Origin of the sequence: Vibrio gazogenes (assembly GCF_002196515.1) — a bacterium.
GTDB lineage: Bacteria > Pseudomonadota > Gammaproteobacteria > Enterobacterales > Vibrionaceae > Vibrio > Vibrio gazogenes_A.
In genome coordinates this window covers 470,503-488,904 of sequence record NZ_CP018836.1, presented here as the reverse complement: position 1 = coordinate 488,904, position 18,402 = coordinate 470,503, and the positions used below count along the sequence as shown (strand labels likewise).

Annotated in this window: 19 protein-coding genes and 1 CRISPR repeat array; of the genes, 14 read left to right on the top strand and 5 right to left on the bottom strand. The window is 45.2% G+C overall.

The genetic code is table 11. The features are described from left to right. Positions 1 to 8 precede the first annotated feature (8 nt). Positions 9 to 299: a type I-E CRISPR-associated endoribonuclease Cas2e gene (gene cas2e, locus BSQ33_RS17850; protein ID WP_353844469.1), complete on the top strand. Its 291-nt coding sequence runs from the start codon at positions 9 to 11 to the stop codon at positions 297 to 299. 157 nt (positions 300 to 456) lie between these two features. Further along, a CRISPR array of direct repeats spans positions 457 to 1,095; the repeat unit is 29 nt; unit sequence GTGTTCCCCGTATGCACGGGGATGAACCG. A gap of 116 nt (positions 1,096 to 1,211) precedes the next feature. On the opposite strand, the gene BSQ33_RS17845 is transcribed toward cas2e, so the two are convergent. Beyond that, positions 1,212 to 1,610 (bottom strand): hypothetical protein, encoded by a 399-nt coding sequence (locus BSQ33_RS17845; protein ID WP_088134817.1) that lies wholly within the window; start codon positions 1,608 to 1,610, stop codon positions 1,212 to 1,214. A 556-nt stretch (positions 1,611 to 2,166) separates the two neighbouring features. Further along, positions 2,167 to 2,625: a Flp pilus assembly complex ATPase component TadA gene (locus BSQ33_RS17840; protein WP_088134816.1), complete on the bottom strand. Its 459-nt coding sequence runs from the start codon at positions 2,623 to 2,625 to the stop codon at positions 2,167 to 2,169. Between the two features lie 370 nt (positions 2,626 to 2,995). Between BSQ33_RS17840 and BSQ33_RS17835 the strand changes: the two genes are divergently transcribed. The 3 genes from BSQ33_RS17835 (at position 2,996) to BSQ33_RS17825 (ending at position 5,622) form a co-directional block, all read left to right on the top strand. Next, positions 2,996 to 4,207, top strand: a complete 1,212-nt coding sequence (locus tag BSQ33_RS17835) for an MFS transporter (protein ID WP_198298218.1) — start codon at positions 2,996 to 2,998, stop codon at positions 4,205 to 4,207. A 34-nt stretch (positions 4,208 to 4,241) separates the two neighbouring features. Further along, positions 4,242 to 4,850 carry a DUF4573 domain-containing protein gene (locus tag BSQ33_RS17830; RefSeq protein ID WP_088134814.1) on the top strand — a complete coding sequence of 203 codons (609 nt, stop codon included), beginning with the start codon at positions 4,242 to 4,244 and terminating at the stop codon, positions 4,848 to 4,850. 67 nt (positions 4,851 to 4,917) lie between these two features. Beyond that, positions 4,918 to 5,622, top strand: a complete 705-nt coding sequence (locus BSQ33_RS17825; protein ID WP_021019893.1) for a hypothetical protein — start codon at positions 4,918 to 4,920, stop codon at positions 5,620 to 5,622. Between the two features lie 176 nt (positions 5,623 to 5,798). On the opposite strand, the gene BSQ33_RS21665 is transcribed toward BSQ33_RS17825, so the two are convergent. Beyond that, complete coding sequence (locus BSQ33_RS21665) at positions 5,799 to 5,960, bottom strand: hypothetical protein (protein WP_021019892.1); 162 nt, start codon at positions 5,958 to 5,960, stop codon at positions 5,799 to 5,801. Positions 5,961 to 5,996: 36 nt separating this feature from the next. Further along, complete coding sequence (locus BSQ33_RS17820) at positions 5,997 to 6,212, bottom strand: hypothetical protein (protein WP_021019891.1); 216 nt, start codon at positions 6,210 to 6,212, stop codon at positions 5,997 to 5,999. Positions 6,213 to 6,708: 496 nt separating this feature from the next. Here BSQ33_RS17820 and BSQ33_RS22140 point away from each other — a divergent pair, with 496 nt between their 5' ends. The 9 genes from BSQ33_RS22140 (at position 6,709) to BSQ33_RS17780 (ending at position 15,706) form a co-directional block, all read left to right on the top strand. Beyond that, positions 6,709 to 6,843 (top strand): hypothetical protein, encoded by a 135-nt coding sequence (locus BSQ33_RS22140; RefSeq protein ID WP_269768130.1) that lies wholly within the window; start codon positions 6,709 to 6,711, stop codon positions 6,841 to 6,843. Between the two features lie 270 nt (positions 6,844 to 7,113). Further along, positions 7,114 to 8,010: a glycoside hydrolase family 25 protein gene (locus BSQ33_RS17815; RefSeq protein ID WP_088134813.1), complete on the top strand. Its 897-nt coding sequence runs from the start codon at positions 7,114 to 7,116 to the stop codon at positions 8,008 to 8,010. Continuing rightward, positions 8,007 to 9,086, top strand: coding sequence for a hypothetical protein (locus tag BSQ33_RS17810; RefSeq protein WP_088134812.1), 1,080 nt, complete (start codon positions 8,007 to 8,009; stop codon positions 9,084 to 9,086). Before BSQ33_RS17815 ends, BSQ33_RS17810 begins: the two co-directional genes overlap by 4 nt. A gap of 453 nt (positions 9,087 to 9,539) precedes the next feature. Next, positions 9,540 to 9,959: a D-ribose pyranase gene (rbsD, locus tag BSQ33_RS17805; protein WP_021019888.1), complete on the top strand. Its 420-nt coding sequence runs from the start codon at positions 9,540 to 9,542 to the stop codon at positions 9,957 to 9,959. Positions 9,960 to 10,034: 75 nt separating this feature from the next. Next, positions 10,035 to 11,546, top strand: a complete 1,512-nt coding sequence (rbsA, locus tag BSQ33_RS17800; protein WP_088134811.1) for a ribose ABC transporter ATP-binding protein RbsA — start codon at positions 10,035 to 10,037, stop codon at positions 11,544 to 11,546. Next, a complete protein-coding gene (gene rbsC, locus BSQ33_RS17795; protein ID WP_027694129.1) occupies positions 11,543 to 12,523 on the top strand; it encodes a ribose ABC transporter permease in 981 nt (326 codons plus the stop codon). Before rbsA ends, rbsC begins: the two co-directional genes overlap by 4 nt. A 140-nt stretch (positions 12,524 to 12,663) precedes the next feature. Next, entirely contained in the window at positions 12,664 to 13,542 is an 879-nt protein-coding gene (rbsB, locus tag BSQ33_RS17790) for a ribose ABC transporter substrate-binding protein RbsB (RefSeq protein WP_021019885.1), read from the top strand. A gap of 188 nt (positions 13,543 to 13,730) precedes the next feature. Further along, positions 13,731 to 14,651, top strand: coding sequence for a ribokinase (rbsK, locus tag BSQ33_RS17785; RefSeq protein ID WP_088134810.1), 921 nt, complete (start codon positions 13,731 to 13,733; stop codon positions 14,649 to 14,651). Positions 14,652 to 14,698: 47 nt separating this feature from the next. Continuing rightward, the gene (locus BSQ33_RS17780) at positions 14,699 to 15,706 is read left to right on the top strand and encodes a substrate-binding domain-containing protein (protein ID WP_088134809.1); all 1,008 of its coding nucleotides are present in this window, start codon (positions 14,699 to 14,701) and stop codon (positions 15,704 to 15,706) included. 69 nt (positions 15,707 to 15,775) lie between these two features. Here BSQ33_RS17780 and BSQ33_RS17775 read toward each other — a convergent pair whose 3' ends face one another. Next, complete coding sequence (locus BSQ33_RS17775; protein ID WP_021019881.1) at positions 15,776 to 16,255, bottom strand: hypothetical protein; 480 nt, start codon at positions 16,253 to 16,255, stop codon at positions 15,776 to 15,778. 453 nt (positions 16,256 to 16,708) lie between these two features. Here BSQ33_RS17775 and BSQ33_RS17770 point away from each other — a divergent pair, with 453 nt between their 5' ends. Beyond that, positions 16,709 to 18,373, top strand: a complete 1,665-nt coding sequence (locus BSQ33_RS17770) for a putative transporter (RefSeq protein ID WP_021019880.1) — start codon at positions 16,709 to 16,711, stop codon at positions 18,371 to 18,373. Positions 18,374 to 18,402 lie beyond the last annotated feature (29 nt).

The following is an 18,402-nucleotide window of genomic DNA, read 5'->3' as shown; positions in this document are numbered from 1 at the left end:
TTGTGAGTATGTTGGTTGTTGTCACAGAGGCCGTACCACCCCGCTTACGTGGCCGGTTAGCCGTCTGGTTATTAGAAGTGCGTGCTGGGGTGTATGTCGGAGAGGTCTCTAAACGAGTTCGTGAGATGATTTGGGAGCAAGTGATGCAACTGGCGGAAACCGGCAATGTGGTCATGGCGTGGGCCACCAATACTGAATCTGGTTTTGATTTTCAGACATATGGCGAAAACCGCCGGGAGCCGATTGATTTTGAGGGGTTGAGGTTGGTGAAATTTAAGCCAATCGAGAGTGATATGTAAGTTGCTATAAAGACAAGGACAGGCACTCTGGCAGATCACCGGACACTAGATTGTGTGATGATTTTCGGTCAGATCGTTAAGCATCAAAATAGGGAAAAATGTTGGTAGATTGTTAACGTGGGGATTTATTTATATAAATCAAATGCCTACAATTAGAGTGTTCCCCGTATGCACGGGGATGAACCGCAAATTGACTTTCACGCGCCCATTCAATTTTGGTGTTCCCCGTATGCACGGGGATGAACCGCCAATTATCACAGGGATATCCATTGACACCAGGTGTTCCCCGTATGCACGGGGATGAACCGGTGGTGAGGCATATTAAGGGCAGTGATCGCATGTGTTCCCCGTATGCACGGGGATGAACCGCCAGCGGAAATGCTGGAACACATTCTTACTGCGTGTTCCCCGTATGCACGGGGATGAACCGCCACACGGACTCAAGGCAATACTTATTCAAAAGTGTTCCCCGTATGCACGGGGATGAACCGGGAGAGGCAAAAACATACGAGTCGTTTGTCATGTGTTCCCCGTATGCACGGGGATGAACCGATTGAAAGCTGAAAACAGTGATCAGCCCATTGGTGTTCCCCGTATGCACGGGGATGAACCGTAAATGATTAACAGCGAGCCATAAATGATGACGTGTTCCCCGTATGCACGGGGATGAACCGGATATGAAAAAACCCCATTTTCGTCTGCATCAGTGTTCCCCGTATGCACGGGGATGAACCGGCTACAAAGGTGTATGGCAAATCTTTGGTAAAGTGTTCCCCGTATGCACGGGGATGAACCGAATAAACGCAGATAGGAAGCACAGATAGATCAGTGTTCCCCGTATGCACGGGGACATGTGGAGTGGCACGCAGTGCATACCGGTGCCACTCCGCTCGTTTTCAGCCTATCGCTGATTTACTCATCGAGCATCATTTCTTCTTTCTTCAGATTAATCTCATCAAAGGTGATCAGATTATTGAGGTACAGGAGTACCTCTCGCAGTTCATTTTGATCGACACTGGGGAGCGTATTGGTGATCAGACAATCAATCAGATAGCCGCGGGCGGTCAGATGTAGATCAGGATTCGGTTGTTTGTTTTGCATCATAAGTATTCTCTTTGAAAGTGAATGGATCGCCACCAGATAAGATGGCATTGATGTCCCTTTGAGAGTCATACAGGTTCCTAATCCTGACACCGGATTTTTCGGTGCCTGTGCAGAGTAAGCAGCATCGGGTTTGTTGACGAGAGGTCGCAGTGCAAAACGCGTGTGGTATCGTGAAATCCCATACTTTCCTAATACTTGGTTTGTCATTTTTTTGCGAGTGATTTCAAAGACATTAGTGCTCAGTGCGCCAGTCACTCTTGCCAAGATGCAAGTAACCAGAAAATCTTTTTGTCTGGCGGTGTCGCACGTTGTCCAGAACCGCCTTTTACGGGCGTCCTGCCCGGAAAAGCCTAACCATGATTCCTTGAATGGTTTTCTTCGTTGAGGGGTTGATTTAGATTGGGTGAAACATAGCGAAAAGTCAATTTGGTCACAGGACTCAGGGTGAGAAATCAGGACGATTTTTCAGGATTGCTTGAGCAGGAGCGAATCAATCCGACCCGGCCAGCGCCCACGAACTAAACCATTCTTTTGGGTACTTTTGGAACGCCAAAAGTACCTGGGGCGCTTTCGGAGATGCTATTGACATCGGCAAAATTAATCGCGCACCAAACCGCTGCACCACAGTTTTTATTCTCTCAGTCTCCAGCATTGAATATCTCCCCAGCCTCCGGCCCCGAAATTTGACGCACAATCGATTTCTCCGATTTCAGCGGCATTACGGTGGTTTTGCCGGAGCCAGTTCCCCCAACCAACAGAATATTCAGATTGTTTTGAACAGCAACTTAAAGAAATCGCTGAGGCAACCCTTCTTTTTCAGCAACAGCAATTTTTCCTGAAGGGGACTGAGTCCGGTTGTCGCTGTATCCATTCCCCTGACCTGACTAAACCGGCCGGTCTGTTCGTAATCAGATAAAGTAAACCGGGTTATCGAGGGCTTACGAAAAGTCATGCTCACCACGTCAGCTTTTGTGATCGGAGGCATCGCTATCTGCCCCCGTTCTTCATTGGGCAGAACCACCGAAGCCACCGGATTTTCTGTATTGAGACGTTCCGGCAACCGGACATAAGTCGCCAGCGCTTTCGCCAGTTCCATGCACTGCTTCAATGTCAGCTTCGGCATGTATTCTCGCTCCCAGCCATTGCCCAGGTCATACCAGGCTTCACCGGGCTGGTTCACGGCCACCGCATCATCGAAGGCATAGTCGTTAGGTTGGGTCATATTGGGTGTTTTTCTCCCATAAAAAGCCACTGCGTGGGCAGCATTTGTTCGCACTTTCTACTGTGTTATCGCCTGCTGATGTAGAATGATTACACTGCACAGGATTTGCCTTGTATTAAGCACGAACACATTGCTGCAAAAATGAACTCGAAAGGTCAACAGCCTATGGAGTATTCAATAGCAATCAAGTCAGATAATCTAATCAATAGTATGTAAATCTTACAAACTCACAAGTGCTAAATATGTTAATAAATTGTTTATTTTTAGTGATATAAATCAAAACTGAAGATAATGTTAATACTTTGATCTTGATCAATGAATTGCATTTCTTTAGATTCGTACTAAATTGATAAACAATATGATAATCAATATGAAAATAGACAAAAAAAAGTCGACTGTATTTGCCATTATATTTATTGGACTCGTGATTAATGGAGCAGGACAGTCCATACTATTTTCTACATTACCATCTGTTTTTCGTGATCTAGGACTTCCTGATTTATGGATAGGTATTATTGTATCATGCTCAGCTTTTACTCTTGTTATTTTCTCTACCATATGGGGGAAAATAATTGATTATACATCAAATAAAATATCATATATAGTTGGATTAACTTCTTTCGGATTTGGAACGTTAATATTTGTATCAGTTCTGGATATGTTATATTTAGATATGATATCCACAACAACTACAATAATTAGTTTGATTGTTATTCGGATTATTTATGCTGCTCTAACAGCAGGGATGCACCCATCATCACTATCATATGTAACAAAGAATTATTCAGATAAAGTTAAAGTGAATAAAATATCTCTAATTTCTTCCGCATTCACTCTTGGTTTATGTATTGGTCCAAGCCTGGTCATATTGACCCGCTTTGGTAATTCTCTAACACCTATTTATTTTATTTCAATAGTTGCTTTATTTGTATCTATTATTGCGTACGTAGGAATACCATCTCAAACCTCAGTTATTGAAAAAAAAGAAGTGGTTAGCCACAGCCAAGGAAATATAAAAAATACGCTTCATTTATTATTTATAGTGATAGTTATGAACGCTCTATTTTCTTCAACACAACAAAACATTGGATTTTTAGTTCAAGAGTTAAATGGTCAAACAGGGTTAAGTAGTATCGAGAACACAGGTCTATTAGTGTCAATTCTAGCCTTTTCATTATTAGCGACACAAGTTTTTATAGTAAGAACTCTAAGTGTAAGTGTCGAAAGTATGATATTCATAGGTTTTAGCATGACATTAGCATTTATACTTGTTTCAATAAAATCATCATCCATTTATCATATGATGCTAGCAATGATATTTCTTGGTGTGGGTTTTGGGATATTAATACCATCAGTTCAGTCTAAGATATCTTCTATATATCCAAGCGAAAAACAAGGATACATCGCTGGTGTTATTTTTTCCTGTGCTTCAATAGGATATATAATTGGCCCTATAATAGGTACGGCGTTTAATAGCAAAAATATAAAATCGACATATTTAATAGGATTACTCATTCTGCTTTTAAGTGCAGTTTTCTACGCTATTGGCAGTATGAGTAAAAAGCGAAAAGTAACAATTTAATGTTTACTTTAAAATATTATTATAGGAGAAGTTTATGAAAGGATTATACACCTCAGCCTCGATCAAACCCACTCGGTTAGCAGCTGAAGTCAAACCTGCTCGGTTAGCAGCTGAAGTCAAACCTGCTCGGTTAGCAGCTGAAGTCAAACCTGCTCGGTTAGCAGCTGAAGTCAAACCTGCTCGGTTAGCAGCTGAAGTCAAACCTGCTCGGTTAGCAGCTGAAGTCAAACCTGCTCGGTTAGCAGCTGAAGTCAAACCTGCTCGGTTAGCAGCTGAAGTCAAACCTGCTCGGTTAGCAGCTGAAGTCAAACCTGCTCGGTTAGCAGCTGAAGTCAAACCTGCTCGGTTAGCAGCTGAAGTCAAACCTGCTCGGTTAGCAGCTGAAGTCAAACCCGCTCGGTTAGCAGCTGAAGTCAAACCTGCTCGGTTAGCAGCTGAAGTCAAACCCGCTCGGTTAGCAGCTGAAGTCAAACCTGCTCGGTTAGCAGCTGAAGTCAAACCTGCTCGGTTAGCAGCTGAAGTCAAACCCGCCCGGTTAACCGCTCAGGTTCCCCAAAAAGATGTGAGAATGAGCGCTTTCATGGCATCTCTAAGCAATCAAAAATTTAGCGCATCATTACAATCTCAAGTTACAGCTATGTAGCGAAAGCATCAGCTGCACTCATCAAAGTGGGTGCAGCTAACTATTTAAATTGGTAGGAAAAATAAAAATGGTTGCACTTAATAAACCTGCAGAATTTCAAACAAATGGCATCACTAAACTTAAATTTTCAAACGACTGTTTATCTCCACTACGTTCACTATATTACAACTTACGAGAAAATGGATTTGAGCCAAATGATGATATCGGGATAAAATTACACGATGATTCCGTTACAGGCCATCAAAAAGTTCAAATGAGATGGTTTTTCGCGAAATCGAACGAGTCAATAAAACTATTCCGTGATGTCCTTGACGGATGTGAACTGTCTCTGATCCGTGAATTAACAGGTGTAAAAAAAGAGAAGATGAGAGTGGTTCAGGCAAACATCATTGAAACTCGCGGCAGCTACCCAGAAGGACGATGGCATTCTGATATGGTGGATGAAGAATTACGTGAAAACCAATCAATCACTGTTCTTACTCCACTTTTTACTCTGGAAGACCACATTGGAGGCCTTGATACATCTAATATTCACAGAGATGAATTGGACTATGATAAAGATATGGAACAACACAATTATGAAGATGGCGAAGCAATAGCATTTGATGGGACGGCTAAAATACATAGAACATCAAGCTATACAGCATCTGATGATGATATTCGCCTACTCGTATGCTGGCAGCTAGCTGACTGTTCCAAAGAAATGAAACAACCACTACGAAGAGTTGGTAAACGAAATGGCGATCCTATGTTTTTGCACAAACACAAATAAATATGTTATTTCCAGCTAAAGCTGACATAAAGAAGAAAGTTACCTCTCTGTTTAAAGATGAAAAGTCCTTAGGAAAAAAAATAAGAGGTAACGTTCATTCCATATTTAATACAATCTCCAATAACTAAATACATAATTAGCTCACTAAGCTTCATATATAACTCCGTCCCCCCAACTCACTCAAACCCATAGACCCCGGACATATCCACATCCCGCGCAACCAGAATATGAATCTTCTGCCCGGTTTTGGTGTAACCGGTTGGTGAGATATAGATGCCGTTCTTCAGGCTTTCCTTAGCAATATTACCGGCAGTATTGGTTGAATTGCTAAACGACACACTAATAAGATGGTACGCCCCACTCTTGCACTACACTCAGCTATGTCGCTGAATATTGGGAGGTGGACAGATCGCCACCAGATAAGATTGCATTGATGTTCCTTTGAGAGTCATACAGGTTCCTAATCCCGACACCGGATTTTTCGGTGCCAGTGCAGAGTAAGCAGCATCGGGTTTGTTGACGAGAGGTCGCAGCGCGAAACGCGTGCGGTATTGTGAAATCCCATACTTTCCTAATACTTGGTTTGTCATTTTTTTGCGAGTGATTTCAAAGTATTGGGAGTATTGACCTATGGTCTTACGATTTGTTTTTCCTAGCCTCCGGTACTGAGTTGTGACGCACATTTTGTTCCTCGATTTCAGAAATATCGGTGCTTTGTGCGCCAGTCACTCTTGCCAAGATGCAAGCGTGACCAGAAAATCTTTTTGTTTGGCGGTGTCGCACGTTGTCCAGAACCGCCTTTTACGGGCGTCCTGCCCGGAAAAGCCTAACCATTATTCCTTGAATGGTTTTCTTGGTTGGGTGGTTTGTTTGAGTGAAGTGAAACATGTTTAGAACGAAGCTAAATTGATCGATGCTCTCAGGGTGAAATTCATGGATGAATTTTAAGCTTTTCGTGAGCAGGAGCGAATAAAAGCGTCCCTGATTACGTGCGCTGAACTCAGAAAGATGCTTTTGGTTACTTTTGACATCTATCAAAAGTAACTGGGGCGCGTTCGAGGATGCTAATGAAATCGAGGAAAGTCATTGCGTCCCAAACTCAGCATCATCCTTTTACTTTTCCAGCCATCGGCATTGCAGTTTGACGCACAACTGGTTTCCCCAGTTTCAGAGGCATGGACGCTCTGTGCGCCAGTCACTCTTGCCAAGATGCAAGCGTGACCAGAAAATCTTTTTGTCTGGCGGTGTCGCACGTTGTCCAGAACCAGCTTTTACGGGCGTCCTGCCCGGAAAATCCTAACTATTCTCCCGGAATGGTTTTCTTTGCTGCATGGTTGATTTGAGTTGAGTGAAACATAGCGATGGATGCTGTTCATTCCATTGAAATCACCGAGTTTCGTCACAATCGCGTCGGTAACATGACGAAAATAAGCTCAGCATGAGGGTCAGACCCGTCCTTCGCTGAGGGGTATTTTTGTGGCAGGGAACGCGATGACAGAAAAAGTTATAACAGAGAAAAATACAGTGCTGAAGACGGTATTCGGTACTGTAATCGTCGGGATGTTTGTCGGGAGTTATCTTTTACTCTCACGGCCGTTGCTTCATGATTTATCGAGTGCGATGCCATCAACGGCGAGACCGTCTGATACCTTCTCTAAATCAGTCACTCCGGCTACACTTCATTCATCTTCGGCTGAACAATCAGCATTGCCACCCACAACAGACCAATCTGCGGTTATCACATCATCAGAGGAGAAGAGCGTGCCCAAGCGTCAAAAGGCGCGAGGGATTGATGTTTCTCACGATCAAGGGCGGGTCGTGTGGCGTGATGTGATTGCGTCGGGTATCGATTTTGTTTATCTGAAAGCGTCTGACGGTATGACGTTCCTCGACCCGATGTTTGCGACCAATATGCAGGCGCTTATACCGCATCAGATTCTTGTCGGTGCTTATCATTTTTTTGAAGCCGGTGACGACCCGCATCAGCAACTGAATAATTTTTTGCGTGCGACCAAAGGACATCCGCTGACTTTGGCACCGATGGTGGATGTTGAGGTGTCCAGAGGCGTGAAACCGCAGGTCTTACAAATGCGATTGCGGCAGTTTTTAAATGGCGTTGAGCAGGCAACCGGATGTACGCCCGTTATCTATTCCTATGGTGACTTCTGGCAGACCTATATCGGACGATCATTCAATCATTATCCGTTCTGGCTGGCGGATTATTCACCGGAGATGATTCGACCGGCAGGGTTGCAGCATATTCAGCTCTGGCAGCATTCTGAACAAGGGCGGCTGCCGGGAATTCGAGGCGCGGTGGATCTGGATAAAGCGCTTGAGCAGACCGCCCTTGAAACGATTCGGTGTCGCGTTCGTCAGGAGGCCATATGAGTCCGACCACAACATCCAAACCGCAAGCCCGGCAGGGGGCGTTTCAGCAAAAGGTTTCTCCACAAGTGACTTCTCCACAAGGAACATTGGCTGAAAAACCAGCGTCATCCGATCCGCAGAAAACGACTTCATCCGGCCAGACCACACATTCATCATCAGCACCACAAATCAGCCGTTGGTGGTTGCTGTGTGCCATTGTGATACTCGGGGGAGCGGTATTTCTCTGGTTCCCCGGTCCGTTTTCACCGTCCGATGATGCATCTCTTAGCGATGCGTCTCACGATCCAGTGTATCGCGCCAACTTATTGTATCTGACTCATACGGAGCAGGAAGTCGGTGCCGAGTTATTGCACTTGCTGGAACTGGATGCGTTGATCAGTGTTGCAGGTAGCAGTCAGTTTGGAATGTCATTTATTGTGGATATGAATGTTGAAGTGGGTCGCATTCTGAAACGACTGAATCAGGTTCTTGAACGGGGCACCGAAGCGATTGCGATTTCTTTGGCGGCAATCGCGTTGCTACGGGTGCTGGTGATCTGTGCGGAATTGGCAACGCCTTGGTTGTTTTTGATATTTGTCGGTTTGTCGCTGGGCTGGCTGATATTGGCTCTGTTTCAACGCACTGTCTTGCAATGGTCGGTTGCCCGGAAGCTGTTACGCCTGAGCGCAACGCTGTTTTTGTTTTGCTGGTTGATTATTCCCTACGCACTGCATTTGAGTGTGGTGGTGGCGACTGTGGTTGAGCAGAGTTTTACAGAGCCGACGGGCTTTGGGTATTTCTCTGCGGTGACCGATGAACTCAAAGGCCACCAGCGTCACCATCGCGATCTGAAAGCACACGCCAAAAGCAGCGTGACTTTGCTGCATAAGGCAACATCGGCAAAACTTCATCACAAGGTGGAGCATGGTCTTCTGGTGGTGATTCAGTTTGCTATCAAAATGTTGTTGGGGCTGATCCTTGTGCCGCTGGGGCTGTCGCTATTATTGCACCATCTGTTATGCCGGGTGTTACTGCATCATTTCATGGTTGAAAAGAGGGTGGTTAAACAAATTATGACTGAAACCCATCATCAGTGAGCAATCATCATTGAACCTTTATCACCGAACAGTCATCAATCACTGAACAATCATTGTCGAACAATGAGCGTGGCGCGGTTCCACAATTTGTGCGCGCCATGACGCTGTTAGTTCTTTGTTTACTCAGGATTGTTTACACAGAATTGTCTGCCTGGGGATTGTCGTGTCAGGCTGCGTACGATGATTATTGCTTATGCTTCCGGTTTTATAATCATTATTCACTCATCAAATCATGTTTATTCAGTGATCTCGTTCAATTTTTTTAGCGCGTTTAAGTCACTTTCACCGATCTGCTTCACAGTCTGTATTTTACTGGGATTCAATCTTTTCAGATTGCGATATGATTTTATCGAAACGTTTCGATGAGTGTTTTTTATACAGCTTGTCGAAACTCAACGGCGAAAATTGATCACGATGTTGATCAGTGTTTTGCTTGATTGTTGAGGCATTGTGATGAAAAAAAATCAGTTACTGAACGCAGAACTTTCTTATTTGGTTGCGACGTTAGGACATACCGATGAAGTGACCGTCTGTGATGCCGGATTACCGATTCCGGAAACAACATCGCGTATTGATCTTGCTTTAACGCATGGTGTGCCGGGATTTATTGAAACGGTACGCACTTTATTGGCAGAGATGCAGATCGAAGGGGTTGTCCTTGCGTCTGAATTTCGTGAAGTCAGCCCAGATTTACATGAAGAATTGCAGCAGTTGCTGCAAATTGAAGAACAAAAAACCGGTAAAACCATCCGCCGAACCTATATTAGTCATGAAGCATTTAAGAGCCGCACCGAAGAAGGTCGTGCGGTTGTACGGACAGGCGAATGTACACCGTATGCCAACGTGATTTTTCAGGCGGGTGTCGTTTTTTAGTTCGAGAACAGGTTGCTTTAGTTTGAGAACAAATTGAAGTTCCGGCAGCATTCCAGAGTCAATTGAGGTGAAATCATGGTAGAACCCATTTTAGCGCTCAGCCAGATAGACAAAGCATTTCCCGGCGTGAAAGCGCTCGATGGTGCCAGTTTGAATGTCTATCCGGGACGAGTGATGGCGTTGATGGGAGAAAACGGCGCAGGAAAATCGACACTGATGAAAGTGTTGACTGGCATTTACACAAAAGATGCCGGAGATATTCTTTATCAACAAGAACGCGCTGCTTTTGCAGGGCCGAGAGATTCTCAGGAAGCCGGAATTTCTATTATTCATCAGGAGTTGAATCTGATTCCTGAGTTGACGATTGCCGAGAATATTTTCTTGGGGCGGGAAAAGACCAATCGTTTCGGTCGGATCTTGTGGCAAGAGATGTATCAGGAGGCCGATCGTTTGTTGCATCGCCTGAATGTGCGTCGTAGTTCGAAAACACCACTGGGGCAGTTGAGTCTCGGTGAACAACAGATGGTTGAAATTGCGAAAGCCCTGTCGTTTGAATCAAAAGTCATCATTATGGATGAGCCGACAGATGCCCTGACCGATACGGAAACGGAATCCCTGTTTAGTGTGATTCGAGAGCTCCGTGGACAAGGCTGTGGCATTGTCTATATCTCTCATCGACTGAAAGAAATTTTTGAAATTTGTGATGATGTTACGGTGTTGCGCGATGGGAAGTTTATTGGTCAGCGCCCGGTTGAGGAAATCGATGAAGATACGCTGATTGAGATGATGGTCGGACGTAAGCTTGATGAACAATATCCCCGGGTCGATTCGATGAATGGCGACATCTCGATGGAAGTAAGCGGTCTGACAGGGGCAGGGGTTCACGATGTGAGTTTTGTCCTGAAACGCGGTGAAATTCTTGGCGTATCCGGTTTGATGGGCGCAGGGCGTACCGAATTGATGAAAGTCATTTATGGCGCATTCCCGCGGGAGAAAGGCGAAGTGAAGCTCAATGGCAAAGTCATTTCACCCAATACCCCACAAGAAGGTCTGGCAAGCGGGATCGCTTATATTTCGGAAGACCGTAAAGGCGACGGGCTTGTGCTGGGCTTATCCGTTAAAGATAACATGTCGTTGTGTGCGTTGGATTACCTATCGTATGCCAATGGACTGCAAATTAACCATCATGCGGAAAGAGAAGCGGTCAGTGACTTCATTCGTCTGTTCAATATTAAAACCCCTTCTCAGGATCAGATTATCGGTAACTTATCTGGCGGGAATCAGCAGAAAGTGGCAATTGCCAAAGGCCTGATGACGCGACCTAAAGTACTGATTCTCGATGAACCAACACGCGGTGTGGATGTTGGTGCGAAGAAAGAGATTTACCAATTGATTAACAAATTTAAAGCGGAAGGGATGAGTATCATTCTTGTATCTTCCGAAATGCCGGAAGTCCTCGGAATGAGCGACAGAATTCTTGTCATGCATGAAGGACGCATTAGTGGCGAGTTTGCGGCGCAAGATGCCAATCAAGAAAACCTGCTGGCGTGTGCCGTGGGTAAGCATATTCACGAGGTAGCAGCATGAATACCAATTCTATGAATCAACCGACACCCAAGCAACGTAAGTGGTTCAGCAAAGAGTGGCTTATTGAGCAAAAATCATTGATAGCACTGCTTTTTTTGATTCTTGTTGTGTCGTTTTTGAACCCTAACTTTTTTACTGTTGATAATATACTTAACATTCTGCGCCAGACCTCGGTGAATGCCATCATGGCGGTCGGGATGACATTGGTTATCTTAACCGCAGGAATTGATTTGAGCGTCGGCTCTGTTTTGGCCCTCTGTGGTGCTTTTGCAGCGAGTATGATTGCGCTTGAGTTACCGGTATTTGTCGCGGTTCCTGTGTCGTTACTGGCCGGTGCCTGTCTGGGTGGGTTGAGTGGTATTATCATCGCCAAAGGTAAAGTTCAGGCATTTATTGCGACCTTGGTGACGATGACATTATTGCGCGGTGTGACCATGGTTTACACTGAGGGACGTCCTATCTCAGCCGGATTTACAGACGTTGCCGATAGTTTCGCTTGGTTTGGTACGGGTTATATGTTGGGTATTCCTGTACCGGTCTGGCTGATGGTCATCGTTTTCGGGCTGGCATGGTATTTATTGAATCACACTCGATTTGGGCGTTATGTTTACGCATTGGGTGGCAATGAGTCGGCAACCCGGTTATCCGGTATCAATGTGGATCGCGTCAAAATTGGTGTCTATGCAATTTGTGGTTTGATGGCAGCTTTGGCGGGGATTATTGTCACCTCACGTCTTTCTTCTGCACAACCAACTGCTGGTATGGGGTATGAGTTAGACGCGATTGCTGCCGTTGTTTTGGGCGGAACCAGCCTGATGGGTGGTAAAGGCCGAATCATGGGGACATTAGTCGGGGCGTTAATTATCGGATTTTTGAATAATGCGCTCAATCTGTTAGATGTCTCTTCCTATTATCAGATGATTGCCAAAGCGATCGTAATTTTGCTGGCAGTTCTGGTCGATAATAAAAATAAGTAGTCCGTTTTAAACAATCGTTATTTTTAAACAGTCGTTATTTTAAATAATCAGTAATTAGCAACACCCGTAGTACCTATACAATCATGGAATCTTGAATCGGGTTAAAGGTCGATTCAGAGCCTGAAAATAAGGAAAACAAGATGAAAAAACTAGTTACGCTAATCTCTACAGCTTTACTTTCGTCTACGATGTCTATTGCAGCGCAGGCGCAGGACACCATTGCGATTGTGCTCTCGACGTTGAACAATCCATTTTTTGTGAGCATGAAAGATGGTGCAGAAGCGAAAGCCAAAGATTTGGGCTATAAACTCATTGTTCTGGATTCACAAAATGATCCAAGTAAAGAGCTTTCCAATGTGGAAGACTTAACGGTTCGTGGTGTGAAAGCGATTCTGATTAACCCAACAGATTCCGATGCCGTTTCGAATGCTATTCGTCTGGCTAACCGTGCCAAAGTGCCAGTCATTACCCTTGACCGTGGTGCCAACCATGGTGATGTTGTCAGCCATATCGCATCAGATAACGTTGCCGGTGGCGAAATGGCAGGTGATTTCATTGCTGACAAGCTTGGTGATAAAGCCAAAGTGATTCAGTTAGAAGGGATTGCAGGGACTTCTGCCGCTCGTGAACGTGGTAAAGGTTTCATGAAAGCTGTAGAAAAACGTCATCTGAACCTTTTAGCCAGCCAACCAGCAGACTTTGACCGGACAAAAGGTCTGAACGTCATGGAAAACCTGCTGGCAGCAAACCCTGATGTACAAGCGGTATTTGCTCAGAATGATGAAATGGCGCTTGGTGCAGTTCGTGCGGTTCAGGCGGCAGGCAAAAAAGTGATGATCGTTGGATTTGATGGCACAGATGACGGTATGAAAGCGGTTCTGCGTGGTCAACTCGCAGCAACAATTGCTCAACAGCCAGATGTTATCGGTGCGTTGGGTGTTGATATCGCTGATAAATTACTCAAAGGCGGCACAGTGAACAAAAACGTTCCAGTACCTTTGAAAATTATTAGTAACTAAGCCAGATAGGTCAGCGGCGACCGTCGCTGACCTGCTTTTTCTCGATAATGTTGGTGAGTGAAACGCGTCACTGCATCCTGAGAAAACCTGTTATTCAAGATAAAAAAGACACCGAATATCGGTAAGGTCTGCATTTTTGCGAGAGTTCAGACCTTACATATATTGAGCTGATTTTCGAGGAAATCCTTATGAGTAAATTAGTTGTACTTGGCAGTGTGAACGCTGATCATGTGTTACGAGTTCCGACTTTTCCACGTCCGGGAGAAACACTTCATGGACATGATTATCAGGTGATTCCTGGTGGGAAAGGGGCCAATCAGGCGGTTGCTGCTGCTCGTTTGGGAGCCGATATCAGTTTTGTTGCCAGCGTTGGTGATGATCCGTTTGGCGTTAACATCCGGGAAAGTTTTAAGCTCGATGGCATGGATATCTCCGGCGTGAAAATTCAGCCGGATTGCCCGACTGGAATCGCGATGATTCAGGTCACAGATAGTGGTGAAAATGCGATTTGTATCTCTTCTGAAGCGAATGCTCGCCTCACGGCTGAATCACTGGACAGTGATCTGACTCGCATTCAGCAAGCTGAGTATTTTCTGACTCAGTTGGAAACACCGCTTGAAGGGGTGATTCGTGGTGCTCAGGCTGCAAAAGCTGCGAGTACGCAAGTGATTCTTAATCCTGCACCGGCGCGTTCATTGCCAGACGAGCTGCTCAGTTGTGTGGATATGATTACGCCGAATGAGACCGAGGCCGAAGTCCTGACGGGTGTGGCGGTCACGGATGAGTCGAGTGCCGCGCGTGCGGCTGCGGTGCTGCATGAGAAAGGTATCACCACGGTACTGATTACCTTGGGTGCTAAAGGCGTGTGGCTCAGTGAACACGGGCAGGGAACATTGATTCCCGGATTTCGGGTTGATGCCATCGATACCACCGCTGCCGGTGATACATTTAACGGCGCACTGGTGACTGGGTTATTGGAAGGGCTGTCAATGCAGCATGCCATTCGCTTTGCCCATGCATCGGCGGCGATTTCGGTGACTCGCTTTGGCGCACAGACTTCGATCCCGGCGCGACAAGAAGTCGATAGTTTTCTTGCACAACAGTCATGACCGATAAATCATGATGTAAGACAGATCAACCACAAAGGAGAGATCACATGGCGACGATGAAAGATATTGCCAAACGTGCTGGCGTTTCCACATCAACGGTAAGTCATGTGATCAATAAAACTCGTTATGTGAGTGATGAAATTGCCGCCCGAGTCAATCAGGCGGCGAAAGATCTGAATTATTCACCTTCTGCATTAGCACGTAGTCTCAAAATGAATCGCACCAAAACGCTTGGTATGTTAGTAACAACCTCAACGAATCCGTTCTTCGGTGAAGTGGTGAAGGGCGTTGAGCGGAGTTGCTATCAAAAGGGTTACAATCTCATCTTATGTAATACCGAAGGTGATGACCATCGGATGAAAGAATCGATCAATACCTTGCTTGAAAAGCGGGTCGATGGTCTGATTTTGATGTGCTCATCCCTTGAAGGGGAGCATATTGATGCGTTCGATCGTTTTCCGGAGGTGCCCGTGGTCGTGATGGATCGCGGCCCTGTCCATTTTGCTTGCGATAAAATTCAAGATAACTCGCTACTCGGCGGGTTTATGGCGACCAATTACTTGATTGAGTGCGGCCACCGGGAAATCGGCTGTATTACGGGGCCGTTGCAGTTGCATCAGGCTTATATGCGTTATGAAGGCTTTAAGAAAGCGATGAATGAGGCGAAACTGCCGATCAATCCGGCGTGGGTCGCGGAAGCTAATTTTGAATGCGACGGTGGTGTTGATGCCTTTCAGCGTATCTGTCAGCGTGGCCAGCTACCCAGCGCTATATTTGCCGGTAATGACATGATGGCGATGGGGGTGGTGAATGAAGCTCACACCCGGGGTATCCGGATTCCTGAGGATTTATCGATTATCGGTTACGATGATATCTACATTGCCAAATATGTGACGCCCTCTTTAACAACCATCCACCAGCCAAAGCATCGTTTAGGAACTGCTGCGGTTGAGGCGTTGGTTAACCGCCTTGATAAACACAAGACCGATGCACAGGTGGTTCATCTCGAGCCGACACTGGTGGTCCGCGACAGTGTCCGTGAGTTGACAGTATGATCGTGAATGGGTCATCTCCGGGATAAGGTGAAAATTGCACAGAACCAGCCAGCTCTGTGCATCACGGGATTAAAACTTCTGACCATTATTGATAACAATCGTAGAACCAGAACGGTAATACTGACCATTACCGGCAAATCCAGAGATCCAACCGGAAGCAATAATCTGTGCATCTGTATCCAAATTTGTCAGTTCGCCCCGGTAAGCCCGGTCACAGTCTGTTGGTGCGTTGTTGAATGAGCCATACCCCTTGTGGTAATGAACTGTCGTATAAGGTGCGATGGTCATTTCTGTGCCCGGAATAATATTTGATTGAATGCCACTATTTGCTGTTCCTTCGGCATTCACTTTATTGCCACTTTCACCATAAAGATCAAGCTTGATCGTCGCTTCATGACTACTTAAGTTTGATACCGAAATAGACATATCAGAAGAATGTCCCCCGCCACAATACTGATTACCCGGAATTGCAAAAGGTACAGAATGAGAACCGGCAAAAGCCATAGCAGAAGGGAGTGCTGTTAATAAGAATAGGGATAGTTTTTTCATTTTTCTATAGCCATTATTGTGAATTGTTTAAATAATTACTTGGGATTACTGTCTTTTGTATTCAATATATCTATATGATTTTTATAAATATATTTACATTAATCTATCAGTGGAAATGTATGAAATCAATAAGTTTTTAGATGAGTGTGGTATTGGTCACTGCCTCATTTTAATTATGAATAGGAATGATTATTGTTTTTGGAGGAAATACATGTAGCCAGTCACTAAATTGAACGCGTGAACCTATTGTCCTCACAAATTGAACACTTCGCTTTCCTGAACTTCGACTAATGTTGCAATTTTTAACCTTTATCAAAAATAAGACAGATCGAAGGCTATAGACTTATTTTTAGAATATTTATTTTTTGCACACTTGCGATTCAAAACTATTTTATTTAGTGCAGATAAATTTAATTTTTTCATTTTTTAAATCTGATAACGGAAGTAATAATTATGGGCGAAGTCGCACTCTCGATACTGGTCCTGTCCTTGGTGGCAGTGATTGGGTTGTGGTTAGGTGGCTTGAAAATCAAAGGTGTCGGGCTCGGTATTGGTGGCGTGCTGTTTGGCGGAATTTTCGTCGGGCATTTCATCAACCAGTTTGGTTGGCATCTTGATAGTCATGCTATGCATTTTATTAAAGAATTCGGATTGATTCTGTTTGTTTATACCATCGGTATTCAAGTCGGGCCGGGTTTTTTTGCCTCTCTGAAAAGTAGTGGTCTCAAACTGAATGGATTAGCGGCAGGGATTGTCGTGGTCGGTGGTTTGACGGCCGTTATCCTCCACTTTATTTTCAATATTCCGCTGCATATTTTCCTCGGAATCTATTCCGGCGCGGTGACGAATACGCCGTCTTTGGCCGCCGGGCAACAAATTCTGCATGAATTGGGAGAAGTTGACAGTCAAGTCGATATGCTGGGGCTCGGTTATGCCATGGCTTATCCTTTCGGGATTATCGGGATTTTGCTGTCAATGTGGATTATCCGGATTGTCTTTGAAATCAATGTCGATAAAGAAGCCGAGTCTTATGACAGCCGCAGTCTGGGGAAGAGTAAAGATCTGCTATCGGTCAATGTGATGATCGAAAATCCGAATATGGATCAGATGAAGTTTGCTGAATTAGCCACCTTGATCGGCCAGGGGGTGGTGTGTTCCAGGATGAAGACACAGGGGAATTTGGTTGTTCCCGGTGAGGACACCACGCTCCATGTCGGAGATTACCTGCATTTTGTCAGTGACCGTCAAGAGCTATTGCATAAAGCGGTTTTGATTGTCGGGCGTGAAGTTTCGGAGTCGCTGTCCACTAAAGGGACTGTGCTGAAAAGTGATCGGGTGGTGGTCACCAATGAAAAAGTGCTCGGCAAACATTTGGGGGAACTGAGCCTTAAACATAAACATAATGTGGTGATTTCACGGTTGAACCGGGCTGGTGTCGAACTAGTGGCAAGCCAAGATTCGGTGCTGCAATTCGGGGATATTCTGTACATTGTCGGCCAGAAAGAAGACATTGAATATGTCGGTAAAATGCTCGGAAATACGGCAAGTAAGTTACATCATGTACAAATGTTGCCGATTTTTATCGGCATTGGCTTAGGTGTATTACTGGGTTCAATTCCGTTTCAGTTGCCACATTTACCGGCACCGTTGAAGTTGGGACTGGCCGGCGGCCCGTTAATTGTTGCCATAATTTTGGCAAGAATCGGCAGTATCGGCCGGCTTTACTGGTTTATGCCACCAAGTGCCAATCTCGCTTTACGGGAAATTGGTATCGTGCTCTTCTTGGCGGTTGTTGGAATTAGTTCCGGTGGTGATTTCTTTACCACGATTATGGATGGTGAAGGGCTAACATGGATGGGATATGGCATTATCATGACGCTGATCCCATTGATCTCCGTCGGTATGTTCGCCCGCTTTTTCGGGAAAGTGAACTATCTGACGATTTGCGGATTAATGGCAGGTTCGATGACCGATCCACCGGCACTGGCATTTGCCAATGCGATGCATGCGACCAGCGGCGCGTCATCGCTGGCTTATGCAACAGTTTATCCGTTAGTGATGTGTTTAAGGATTCTGACACCGCAGGTGATCGCAGTGCTGCTCTGGGTGGCCAGCTGATTGACTTATTGTCGTAAAAATACCGCCGG